This window comes from Kribbella endophytica (assembly GCF_054781295.1).
In genome coordinates this window covers 265,472-275,520 of sequence record NZ_BAAGUR010000002.1, presented here as the reverse complement: position 1 = coordinate 275,520, position 10,049 = coordinate 265,472, and the positions used below count along the sequence as shown (strand labels likewise).

13 protein-coding genes are annotated in these 10,049 nt (G+C 67.8%); 3 read left to right on the top strand and 10 right to left on the bottom strand.

All coding sequences use genetic code 11. From position 1 onward, the window contains the following. Nucleotides 1-114: 114 nt before the first annotated feature. The 10 genes from ACYVIO_RS19915 to ACYVIO_RS19870 all read right to left on the bottom strand — a co-directional run bounded on the left by ACYVIO_RS19915 (nt 115) and on the right by ACYVIO_RS19870 (nt 7,464). On the bottom strand, nt 115-1,710 hold the full coding sequence (locus tag ACYVIO_RS19915; protein WP_460652333.1) for a DUF2637 domain-containing protein: 1,596 nt from the start codon (nt 1,708-1,710) through the stop codon (nt 115-117). After that, complete coding sequence (locus ACYVIO_RS19910) at nt 1,707-2,438, bottom strand: hypothetical protein (protein WP_460652332.1); 732 nt, start codon at nt 2,436-2,438, stop codon at nt 1,707-1,709. The genes ACYVIO_RS19915 and ACYVIO_RS19910 overlap by 4 nt, the downstream gene beginning before the upstream one ends. Then, entirely contained in the window at nt 2,435-3,100 is a 666-nt protein-coding gene (locus ACYVIO_RS19905; protein WP_460652331.1) for an RRQRL motif-containing zinc-binding protein, read from the bottom strand. The genes ACYVIO_RS19910 and ACYVIO_RS19905 overlap by 4 nt, the downstream gene beginning before the upstream one ends. Then, a complete protein-coding gene (locus tag ACYVIO_RS19900; protein WP_460652330.1) occupies nt 3,097-3,444 on the bottom strand; it encodes a hypothetical protein in 348 nt (115 codons plus the stop codon). The genes ACYVIO_RS19905 and ACYVIO_RS19900 overlap by 4 nt, the downstream gene beginning before the upstream one ends. Further along, nucleotides 3,429-3,641: a hypothetical protein gene (locus ACYVIO_RS19895; RefSeq protein WP_460652329.1), complete on the bottom strand. Its 213-nt coding sequence runs from the start codon at nt 3,639-3,641 to the stop codon at nt 3,429-3,431. The genes ACYVIO_RS19900 and ACYVIO_RS19895 overlap by 16 nt, the downstream gene beginning before the upstream one ends. Next, complete coding sequence (locus tag ACYVIO_RS19890; RefSeq protein ID WP_460652328.1) at nt 3,638-5,974, bottom strand: type IV secretory system conjugative DNA transfer family protein; 2,337 nt, start codon at nt 5,972-5,974, stop codon at nt 3,638-3,640. Before ACYVIO_RS19890 ends, ACYVIO_RS19895 begins: the two co-directional genes overlap by 4 nt. After that, complete coding sequence (locus tag ACYVIO_RS19885) at nt 5,974-6,186, bottom strand: hypothetical protein (RefSeq protein WP_460652327.1); 213 nt, start codon at nt 6,184-6,186, stop codon at nt 5,974-5,976. The genes ACYVIO_RS19890 and ACYVIO_RS19885 overlap by 1 nt, the downstream gene beginning before the upstream one ends. Then, nucleotides 6,186-6,701, bottom strand: a complete 516-nt coding sequence (locus ACYVIO_RS19880; RefSeq protein WP_460652326.1) for a Pycsar system effector family protein — start codon at nt 6,699-6,701, stop codon at nt 6,186-6,188. The genes ACYVIO_RS19885 and ACYVIO_RS19880 overlap by 1 nt, the downstream gene beginning before the upstream one ends. Further along, complete coding sequence (locus ACYVIO_RS19875) at nt 6,698-7,105, bottom strand: hypothetical protein (RefSeq protein WP_460652325.1); 408 nt, start codon at nt 7,103-7,105, stop codon at nt 6,698-6,700. Before ACYVIO_RS19875 ends, ACYVIO_RS19880 begins: the two co-directional genes overlap by 4 nt. A 104-nt stretch (nt 7,106-7,209) precedes the next feature. Then, a complete protein-coding gene (locus ACYVIO_RS19870) occupies nt 7,210-7,464 on the bottom strand; it encodes a helix-turn-helix domain-containing protein (protein WP_460652324.1) in 255 nt (84 codons plus the stop codon). Nucleotides 7,465-7,579: 115 nt separating this feature from the next. Between ACYVIO_RS19870 and ACYVIO_RS19865 the strand changes: the two genes are divergently transcribed. The 3 genes from ACYVIO_RS19865 (at nt 7,580) to ACYVIO_RS19855 (ending at nt 10,026) form a co-directional block, all read left to right on the top strand. After that, on the top strand, nt 7,580-7,933 hold the full coding sequence (locus tag ACYVIO_RS19865; RefSeq protein WP_460652323.1) for a GntR family transcriptional regulator: 354 nt from the start codon (nt 7,580-7,582) through the stop codon (nt 7,931-7,933). Between the two features lie 198 nt (nt 7,934-8,131). Beyond that, the gene (locus ACYVIO_RS19860) at nt 8,132-9,673 is read left to right on the top strand and encodes a hypothetical protein (RefSeq protein WP_460652322.1); all 1,542 of its coding nucleotides are present in this window, start codon (nt 8,132-8,134) and stop codon (nt 9,671-9,673) included. Then, the gene (locus ACYVIO_RS19855; protein ID WP_460652321.1) at nt 9,670-10,026 is read left to right on the top strand and encodes a hypothetical protein; all 357 of its coding nucleotides are present in this window, start codon (nt 9,670-9,672) and stop codon (nt 10,024-10,026) included. The genes ACYVIO_RS19860 and ACYVIO_RS19855 overlap by 4 nt, the downstream gene beginning before the upstream one ends. Nucleotides 10,027-10,049: the final 23 nt, after the last annotated feature.

Below are 10,049 nucleotides of genomic sequence, written 5' to 3'. Positions count from 1 at the left end.
TGATGCATAGGTGTGTATCGACGTATTCGTTCCTTCGCTCCCCTGCTGAGGGGTGCTGGATAGATGCTGATGGGCCTGACCTGTGGATCGGGCTTGCCTGTTCGCTTCGGGTGTTCATCGGGTGCTGCTCGTTTCGAGTTCGTGTGCTTCGTCGCTGGTGTTGTGCTGCTGGTTGTTGCTGTTGGCATCGGTTTCGGCCGCTTCTTCTGCGCCGTCTGCCGGGGTCGCGTTGTCGGTGCTGTCCTTGGGCTCGACCCAGCCGAGAAGCTCGGCGAGCCGCCGGGCCTTCGGGAACCCACAGCCCAGGACGCGGACGATCTCGCGCTGCCCCAGCGGCTCGCCGCCGTGCTCGCGCCGCGAAACCTCGACCAGCAACGCCAGGACTTCCGCGTCGGATCCCTTGACCCGCGCCTCTGCCCCCACACCTGCACCGCTTCGCGGCGACTCGAGGACAGGTGCACTGATCACCGATGCACCGCCGCGGCGGGCTGCGGCGGGCTGGTGCACCGGAGCACCTGCACCGGTCGCGTTCACGTGGTGCACCGGAGCGGGTGCAGTGGAGCGCGGTGCGGCTGCACCGGTGCGGTCTTGGTGCGGTGCGGCCAGCGGAGCGCTCTGCTCCGAAACGATCCGGGCGCCGCCCTGGTGGAGCAGTGCACCGACGACGAAACCGACCATCAACTGCACCGCCGCCGCGTCGTCCTCGGAGCCGTCGACCAACTCGTCCTCGTCGGCGCTGGCCGGGTCGACCTGGTCGCAGCGCGCGGCAAGCAGGAACAGCACCAGCCACAGCGGGAACTCGGTCCGGGCCTGCGTCGGCTCGTTTGTGACAGGAAGGCCAAGCGCGGCGGAATCGACGACGGCGAGGAGTTCGCCCGCGGTCATCCGGTCGGTAGTGGGCAGCAAGGCGGCGAGCTGGCCGGCGGTCAGCAGTCCGTCGCGGATCGTCTGCAGCGCCGCCGACCGCGCGGCGCGAGCCGAGTCGATCGGCAGGACGCGGCGGCTCGGGCAGACGGTGTTCAGCCGCGACGACATCCGCACGACCTGCTGAACCAGTGCGCGGGCCGCGACTGGGTCGTCGGTGCCGGTCCGCGCGAGGTGCAGCCAGACCCTGGTGGTGATGACCGGGGAGGTGAACCACGTCAGCGCGGACAGTTTCGCGCGGGCGGGCTGCGCGAGCTTCATCTGCAGGCGCAGCAGGTGAGCGAGCATCTCGACCAGGACGGCGTAGGCAATCGGCGCGAGCGCGTGCGCCACCGCGTCGGCAATCCCGGTAGCGGTGTCGACATTGAGCCACACGGTGCCGCCGATGAACACGTACGTGGTCACCAGCGCGCCCGGGATCCGCCAACCCCGCGTCAGCGCCGCGAGCCGCAGCGCTGTACAGGCGATGATCATGCCGTCGGCAACCAGCGGCACGAGCGGGCTGTTGAACTTCTCCGAGACCGCGCTGAACGACCGGGCACCGCCGATCGCGGCGACCCCGAACGCGGCAACGACCGCTACCACGATCAGCACCCGCCGCCCCGCACCCGGGCGGCTGGCCACCCGGTCGGCGGCACGCACCGCCCGCAGCACCAGCCACGCGACCAAGCCGATCGTGACGGCGGCAGCAGCCGCGATCGCAGCGATTTCGGCAACCCGCGCGAGGCCCGGCAGGGCGTGATCGCCGAAGGGGTTGCTGAGGGCAAGGATCAGGTTGGTGTTCATCGCTGGCCTCCAGCGGTGTTCGGTACGGCGGTCAGGGCGGCACCGCCGGGGCGCCCGGCCTTGACCTGCTCAGGTGTCGGGGTGGGGCCGTGCTGGTCGCGGCCGGTGGCCCACCAGGTCACGAACGGGTCCGCGTCGTTCATCAGCGGGACCGTGACGGCGGGCTGTCCGGCATGCTCGCGGTGGGCCAGGACGCTGCAGCCTTCGCCGTAGCCGGTGACGCGCTTGGCGACGCCGGGGCGCTGGCGGTCGTGCCAGTCGCCGGCGAGCTTGAGCGACGCCTCTTGCCCGTGGAACGCGGCGGTCCAGGCGTCCATCAGCCACAGCAGTTCTTCGACGATCTCGGGGTGCCACAGCCAGCACACCGGCAACGACTCGCGGCCGTCCTTGTAGCGCAGGTAGACCGTCTGCAGCCACGGCAGCAACTCGGACAGCACCGTCTGCACGGCGGCCTCGTCCTCGGCCAGAACCAGCCACGACCGCACGGCCGGTGCGGCCTCGTCGGTGTCGGCGCCGCTGCTGGTCCGCTTAGCCGGGGCCTGGGTGAGGACCTCGCCGAGCTCGGTCACGACCTTCGCCAGCCGGGTCAGTTCCCCTGCGCTGGCGACATTCCGCAGACCGCCTTTCATCGCCTGGACGTCGCGGCTCAAGGCCTCGACGGTACGAGCCAGACCCGCGACGGCGCGCTGCGCGGCGACGCCGGGATCCTCGTGGTCGTCGTGCTTCATGCTGCTCCTACCTCCAGCCCCGGCCAGGACTCGTCACCGGCCGGGATCTCGTCGTGGTGACCGCGCGTCTGGGCGCGGTCGGTGTCGTCGGTGTGCCAGCGCGCGAGCTGCTCGTCGCGTGCAGCGTCGTCTCGGGCGCGGCGCTCGCAGGCGGCTTGCTCGACTGCGTTGGCGGCCTGGTCGACGGCGGCCGATGCCTCGGCCGCCGGGGCGTCGCCGGGGCTGTCCCTGGCCTCGGCCATCCAGTCGTGCAGGGTCCGCCAGGTAGCGCCCTGGTCGGGGCGGGGCTCAACGCCGTCGGCGTGGCAGTCACCGCACAAGCGGTCGGTAGTGCGGACGAAGTGGTCGACCGGGCCGCACTCGGCGCAGACCTTCCGCGCCGCGAGCGCCTTCTCGATCGCGGCCAACTGCGCCTCGGTCGCGGTCCGCTTCGGCTTCGCCTTGGCCTCGACGTACAGCCAGGCGAACTTGTCACTGCGGTTCCACGTGAGCCGCGCGAACGGCTCCTGGCCGCCCGGGCGCAGGCCCTGATCGCGCAATTGCCGACGAGTCGCCAACCCGGTGGGGGCCTGGCGGCGTCGGAACTCCGGCAACCCGTCGCGGACGATGCCGGGCCAGCTGCGGCCGTCCCACAGCTCGACCCACTCGGCGCGCCCGGTCACGACCGTGCTCCCTCGGTGAGGAACCAGACGGCCTTGCCGCTGCTGGTGGCGTAGTCGATCTCGCGCTGAGTCGATTCGCCGATGTAGCCGCCGGGGTTGACGACGTAGATCCAGGTAGCCAGGTCGATCTTGGCCAGGTGCAACCGGTCGAGGTTCGCCTTGGCATCATCGTCGACCGGGTCACCGTCGTGGATGAAGACGCCCGGCGCGAGCACGATGTACCCGGCCAGCGTCAGCTCACGATTAACCAGCGCCATGTCGTCGCGAAACCGCGTCGATCCGCAGATCGTGACGATCCGCCCCGCATGTGGAAACGCGACGGCGGCGGTCATGCGTTCACGCATCGGTCCTCCTCCTGGCCGTGGCCGAGTTCCTCGAGAAGGCCGGCCAGGCCGTGGCCGTCGAGGGCGACCAAGCCGGTCGGTCGGCCGTGCTCGTCGTGCGCCGCTACGGCATCGATGCCGAGCTCGGCCAGCTCAAGAACCGCCCAGTGGGCGCGCAGCTCGTCGCCGGGCGACACGGCGGGATTCGTGGCGCTCATCGCTGCTCTCCTTCGCTGTCGGTCTTGGCGGCGGTGATCGCGCGCGGCTGGGTCGTGGTCGCCGTCCGGGCAGCGAGGGCGTATCGGGCCTTGCGCATCGCGCCGTTGAGCCGGACGCGGGCGATGAACTCGCGGGCCGGGTCGTTGGTCTCCAGCCAGGCCAGGACGCTGGCGGTACGACGTACCGCGGGCGCGGTGGCCTTCCGTACGACGGCCCGGGTCCGGGTGGTCACGGCGCGGTCGGCGGCGATGACCTGGTCACGCAGCCAGCCGAGCTGGGCGAGCAGCCAGCCACCGGTCGCGTCGGAGACGGTCTCCGTGCGGGTGGTGATCCAGCGGACCGCGGGGCGGTGCCGGAACTTGGCCAGGCGTACGTCGCGGCGTTTGTAGGTCATCCGGGCGTTGGTGATCGCGGGCGGCATGCCGTTGGTGATGATCAGCACCTGCCCGGTGCGCAGCTGTCCGACCTGGGCCGGGGTGAGCACTGTCGACTTGCGGGTGCTCACCGACTGGGCTCCGGTCGCGCGGTCCTTGGTGACGGCGGGCTCTTCGCGCTCGCCGGCGACGGTCGACCAGTACTGCAGGTCCTCGCCGTCGGCCGAGCCGCCGAACAGGATCTTGGTCGCGCAGTTGGTCAGCAGGGCACCGGTCGCGGCGTCGCCGAAGCGCTGCCGCATCTGCGCACGGGACTGGGCTGCGATGTGCATGGTGATCCCGCGCGACCCGAAGTCACCCGACCACTGGTCGAGCGGGATCAGGCAGATCAGCGCGGCCTCGTCGAGCACCATCGTCAGCGCCGGGTCGAGCCGCTCGCGCGGCGACCGGGCGGCGATCGCCTTGGCCTGTCGGGCGATGTTCGCCGTGAGCGCGGTGACCAGCGGCGAGGTCTTCTTGTCCTCGGCACCGATCAGGTAGACCGTGCCGTTGGTGGCGAGCAGCTCCTGGACGTCGAACTGCTGACCGCCGGGCGCCGCCGACTTCGCCGCGCTCGGGACCGACAGCCAGCCCAGCGCGGGCATGATCGTCGTGCTGATGCTGGACTGTGTGTTGGGGTTGTTGGTGAAGAACTGCTTGGCCTCCTGCATCATGCCGGCGGCCGTCGTCCCGGCGGCCTCCAGCTGGTACAGGACCGTGCTGGCCGCTTCCTTGGACGGGTGGGCGACCCACTGCTGCACGTCGTACATCGAGTAGCCGCCCAGCGCGGCGGCGTGCAGCAGGGCCTGCAGGGTCTGCTTGGCGAAGCCGTCCCAGCGCTCGCCCTGGCCGTCGCTCTTGTTCCTGCCGATGCCGTCGATCAGGTCGGCGGCGCGGTCCATCGCGTTCGCGGCGAGCTCGCAGCCCTGCAGCGGATCGAACCGGACCCATGTGCCGCCGAGGGACTCGACCAGCTCGTCGACCTCGGACCCGGCGGTGATGACGCCGCTGGGGTCGAACACCCACACAGGCCCCGTCGCGGCGCGGGCGGTCGCGGTGTCGCGCAGCACGTCCTGCTTGGTCGAGGTCGTGATCACCGCGCCAACCGCGTCCAGGATCCAGTTCATCAGCAGCTGCGTCTTGCCCTGCCGGGGACCGCCGAACGTGATCGTGTGGTGCTGGATCGACGACCACAGCCACACCAGTCCGACGCGAGCGATCTTCACTCCCAGCTCGGCGGTGCGGACGAGGCGCCGCTGCCAGCGCGACAGCCCGGCCAGCGACGGCCGCAGGACCGCCATTTGCTTGCGCAGACCCCGCGCCGACGCGGTACGCAACACGTCCACACTCGAGGCGAGACCATCGGTCTCACGCCCGGCGCGACCGAGGCGGCGCAGCAGACCACGCGAGCTGGACCGCGAGAACAGCACTCGCGCCACCGTGCCCAGCGACACCACACCGCCGACCGCGACTGCGGCGAGCCACCAGCGGTGGACTTCCGGGCCGACTGGCAGAGCCCGCAGCGCCAGCCCGGCGTAGACCAGCCAGGCGCCGGCGGAGATCCCGGCGCCGATCGGCTGGTTGACCTTGACCAGGGCCGCTGAGACCAGCACCAGCACCCCGGCCGCAACAAGCCAGGTACCGATGCCTCCGGGCGCGCCCGCCCGGATGGTCAGGAGACCGGCGAAGCCGAGCCACAGCGGCGTAGCGGCGATCAGGCCGCGGCCGACCTGCCAGAATATCAGGGCCACCGACAGCACACCGAGCGCGCCGCCGACCGCCATCCAGGTGCCGACCTCAACAGCCCGTGTGCCCGGGGCGAGCGCGATGAGCGCGATCCCGCCGGCCAGCACAGCGGCCATCGACAGGCCCAGCTTCGGCAGTACGACACCGTCTCGTGCGTTCGGTCGACGCTCCATCACAGCTCTCCCTTCTCGTCGTTGTCGGCCAGCTGGTCCAGCGACGGCAACGGCCGTCCCGGTACGTGGGCGTTCAGCAGGTCGTCAAAGAACCGTTGCCCCCGGCCCCAATAACCGGCATCGATCAGCCGTCGCTGCGCCGCGGTGTAGGAGCTGCCCTCGACCTGCGCCAAGCGGCGCGCGGCATGCTTGCTACTGCGGTCGTCAGTCATCAGCGACCACCACCCAGCAGCCACCCGGCTGCTGCGAGGAACCCGCCCACCGAGAACGCCAGGACCGAGACCTGGAACATGCGGTGCTTGACCCACGCGATCTCAGCCAGCACCTTCGCCTGGTGGCTCACTGCCGCCCACGGCTCCGCAACTTGGCGATCCTCTACCCGCCAACCCCAGTGGGCCACGTGGCGACGCAGCTGCTCGATCGAGCGCAACCGGACGGCGCCGAAGTACAAGAACTCCCCCGGCACCAGGTCCTTGCCCGGCGTGTGCAGGCGCGGTACGACGACGAGCATGGCGGCGACGATCGAGACCGCCAGCGCCACGAGGGACAGCCCCAGCAGCACACGCGCGGCCAACGGCGAGCTACCCGACTCCGACACCAGCGCCAGCACCACCGCGGTCAGCGCGGTCTCGACCGTCACCGCGAAGCCCGCCTTGTCGTCGGCTCGCTCGATCGCGTTCGCGGCTGAGTCGTACATCCACTTCGCGAAGTCCAGACCCTCGCTCATCGCGAACCACCACCGGACTGCTCCGTCGCCTCGGCGGGCTGAACGTTGTCCCGGTAGGACATGTGCGCTCTGAGGGCCTCCATCGACTCCCGTGTGATCGCCACCGACTGAACCTCGACCGCGCCGAAACGACGCGCTGCGCGGTAGTGCGCACCGCCGGAGGCGAACCCGGCCGTCACACCCAACGCGGCCGCCACGTCGTTGACCTGGTCAACCTCGGCCACGTAGTCGTCGCCGCGCGGCCAGATGTCCGCCTGCACCTTCGGCAGCGGCAACTCGGGGTGATCCGCGACGAACGCGGCCAGCTCGAACAGCCCCCGGATCAGCTCGGCGCGACCGCGCGGAACCTCCAACATCCCGAACCGCGGCACCCACTCCATGCCGTCCTGTACTGCCTCAGTCATGCTGTAGACCTCTCGAACTCGTACCTGAGTGCTGGGAGAACCGGCCCCGGTCTGGTTGGCGCCCGTTCGGGGCCGGTCCACGCTCTTGATGTGCGGTGCGCTGGTCATCCGGTCATCAGCACCTCTCGCCAATCGGCCGTGTCGATCACGGCGCCGGCCTGCATCGCGGCGGCCGACAAGGCCGTCAACGCCTCCGACGGGATGCGGATTCGCGTCCCGATCCGAACGGCCGGGAACTTGTTGGCCGCGATCAAGCGGTACAGCGACATCCTCGAGACGCCGAGATCGGCGGCGGCCTCGGCGACGTCGAGCCACGCCTTCGGCGGGATCGGAGAACTGACCTCGTTCGCTTCGTTCATGTGCACTCCTTAACTGGGTTATCTAGGTTGACCTAGGTTAACCTGGGTCACATAAGTCTACAAGGGTGCCGGTCGCGGAACTGATCTAGTTATCTAGGTCGACTACTCTTGTGGGATGCCGGTAGACACCAACGACCCTCGTCCGTCGTACGTGCAGATCGCGGACGGCGTTCGCGAGGCGATCGACTCTGGCGAGCTGGCCGTCGGGGCCAAGCTGCCGTCGGGTCGAGAACTCGCGAAGCAGTGGGGCGTCTCGCTCATGACTTTGCAGAAGGCCATCGACCACCTGCGGGACGAAGGCCGCGTGTACGCCCAGCAGGGGCGAGGCGTCTTCGTCGCTTCGCCCGACGACCAGCAGCCGGCCGACGATCTTTCGGTGTTGCGCACAACCGTTGAACAGCTGCAGGAGCGGCTTGGTGTGGTCGAGCGGCAGCTCGGCATCGTCGCGCCACAACCGCTAACGGAGTGACTCGGCGAGCTGCTGCTACCTCTTGGTTCCATACGAACTAGTGAATACTGGAGTTGCGAACCGCGACATGCATCCACGTAGCAGCGAGGATGCAACGAACATGCATCGACCGGCGACGAACTAGGAGCGAACCGCCCCGTGCCAGTGGTTGAGACGTGGACAGGTCAGAAGACCTCCGCGCTGCGGAGAGCCTGCCGTATGACCATCGAGGCATTCGCCCAGCACCTCGGCGCTAGTGTCCGCACGGTGGCCAATTGGGAAGCAAAGCCGGACATCGTGCTGTCACCAGCGATGCAGGAGACGCTCGACGCGGCCCTACATCGGGCATCGGAACCGGTCCAGCAACGATTCTCAGCGCTGAACGATGAAGGGTGCGAGCGCTCTCCAAACCGTCTTCCGTCAGTAGCGCGGGCGGTCAGTGAAGCAATGCAGAGACTCGACACGGACAACGAAATTGCCATTGCGCTTGAGTGGCTGGATCGCCAGCAGGGATATCCGGAGATCGCAGCACGGCAGTTAGTTGAGGTAGATCTGGCCGCCTTCGACCACGGTCGGATGAAGGAGCAGGCACGTCGGCGGGCCCGAATTAGTCAGCACGAAGTCGCAGATGCCCTCGGCATCTACTACGCCGCCGGGCTCGGTGAGCACTCGCTATATCGCGCGCGCTCCGAGGGGGACGTAGCACTTGTCAGCATCCTGTCTCGATCGGACTGGCTGGATCTCAGCATCGAGTTAGATACGGCTTCAGATCGGCTCACTCTAGCGAATTCCGCAACCGATGCCCGACCGACAATTATGGAAGCCGCGCCGGCCGAGCGCGTTCGGCATCACCTTGTCGAGATCGTGTCATCGGGCCGGCGGGTCGTAGATTCACCGCTGTATCGGCTGTTGAGTCTTGACCTCGAATCCGGCCGAATCAATGGAACCGTCGGCCTGACGACCTTCATGGACTACGCGCTTACCATGGACATGCTCGAAGGCGAACTACTCGACACAATCGCTGCCGGGCAGCCGACGACGCCAGGCGCTCTCCCGCTGCGAGATCAATACCTCCCAGACCTCGCTGCTGTACTCGACTTTCCAGGGAGGCTATGCGCTGGCGGCACGCTGGCCTTATGTGCGATAGCCAGGCCAGCGAGTCGTTCGCGTCAGGGCGAGGCGGACTATCTTCTGCTGATACAGGAACGTTCAGGCCATGTTCTGAATGCTGCAGGTCGTCTAGCTGTAATCCCGAAAGGCTTTCACCAACCGCTGGTCAACTTCCAGGACGATGCGCAGTTGCGCGCCACCCTGCTGCGCGAGATGGAAGAGGAACTGTTCGGTCGCGAGGACGTGGACAGTACAAACAGCAACCAGCGGCACGCCGACCCCATGCATCCAACAAGGCTATCGGCGCCGATGCGATGGCTTCTCGACGATAGTCAAGGCGAGCGCCTGCGTTTCGAGTGCACAGGCTTCGGCATTAATCTCGTCAGCGGCAATTTCGAATTCGCGAATCTGATCGTCATCGACGATCCCGATTTTTGGGTTCAGTTCGGTGGCCAGGTTCAAGCAAACTGGGAATCGAGCGGCGTTCGGCAATACTCAAGCATGAGCCGTGACCTATTGGGAGATCTGATCAGAGACCAGTCATGGAGCAACGAGGGGCTCTTTGCCCTACTCCAAGGTCTTCGACGCTTGCGTGAAATCGGCGGCGATAGAGTGGACCTACCTAAAATCGATCGAGAGACCCCGGCATGAGCGAGAAGAACTGGCACCACGGGAATGCGAATATGGAAAGTGAAGAAAGGCGCGGATGGATTCTCGGGCACTTCATAGAGCCCGCTGATGACGTTAGGTCGACGAAGGACGTTGAGGTCAAGTGGGGCACCCACCCCGCCGGACAGCAGCGGCCCGAATGGACGGCCGGCGATCAACGGACCACCCTGCTGATGCTCATCAGCGGTAGCTTCCGACTCGACCTGACAGAAGAGACGATCACCCTGGATCAACCTGGGGATTACGTTGTCTGGGGACCTGGTATCGACCACTTCTGGCAGGCCCAGACAGACTCCGTTGTGGTCACTGTGCGATGGCCGTCTCTTCCGAACTGATCTAGTTGGCCGTTCTCGTTGGC

Excerpts from the sequence above, each read along its gene's own strand:
- ACYVIO_RS19915 (WP_460652333.1), bottom strand. The coding sequence starts at position 1,710 with ATGAACACCAACCTGATCCTTGCCCTCAGCAACCCCTTCGGCGATCAC.
- ACYVIO_RS19910 (WP_460652332.1), bottom strand. The coding sequence starts at position 2,438 with ATGAAGCACGACGACCACGAGGATCCCGGCGTCGCCGCGCAGCGCGCC.
- ACYVIO_RS19900 (WP_460652330.1), bottom strand. The coding sequence starts at position 3,444 with ATGCGTGAACGCATGACCGCCGCCGTCGCGTTTCCACATGCGGGGCGG.
- ACYVIO_RS19895 (WP_460652329.1), bottom strand. The coding sequence starts at position 3,641 with ATGAGCGCCACGAATCCCGCCGTGTCGCCCGGCGACGAGCTGCGCGCC.
- ACYVIO_RS19890 (WP_460652328.1), bottom strand. The coding sequence starts at position 5,974 with ATGGAGCGTCGACCGAACGCACGAGACGGTGTCGTACTGCCGAAGCTG.
- ACYVIO_RS19885 (WP_460652327.1), bottom strand. The coding sequence starts at position 6,186 with ATGACTGACGACCGCAGTAGCAAGCATGCCGCGCGCCGCTTGGCGCAG.
- ACYVIO_RS19880 (WP_460652326.1), bottom strand. The coding sequence starts at position 6,701 with ATGAGCGAGGGTCTGGACTTCGCGAAGTGGATGTACGACTCAGCCGCG.
- ACYVIO_RS19875 (WP_460652325.1), bottom strand. The coding sequence starts at position 7,105 with ATGACTGAGGCAGTACAGGACGGCATGGAGTGGGTGCCGCGGTTCGGG.
- ACYVIO_RS19870 (WP_460652324.1), bottom strand. The coding sequence starts at position 7,464 with ATGAACGAAGCGAACGAGGTCAGTTCTCCGATCCCGCCGAAGGCGTGG.
- ACYVIO_RS19865 (WP_460652323.1), top strand. The coding sequence starts at position 7,580 with ATGCCGGTAGACACCAACGACCCTCGTCCGTCGTACGTGCAGATCGCG.
- ACYVIO_RS19860 (WP_460652322.1), top strand. The coding sequence starts at position 8,132 with ATGACCATCGAGGCATTCGCCCAGCACCTCGGCGCTAGTGTCCGCACG.
- ACYVIO_RS19855 (WP_460652321.1), top strand. The coding sequence starts at position 9,670 with ATGAGCGAGAAGAACTGGCACCACGGGAATGCGAATATGGAAAGTGAA.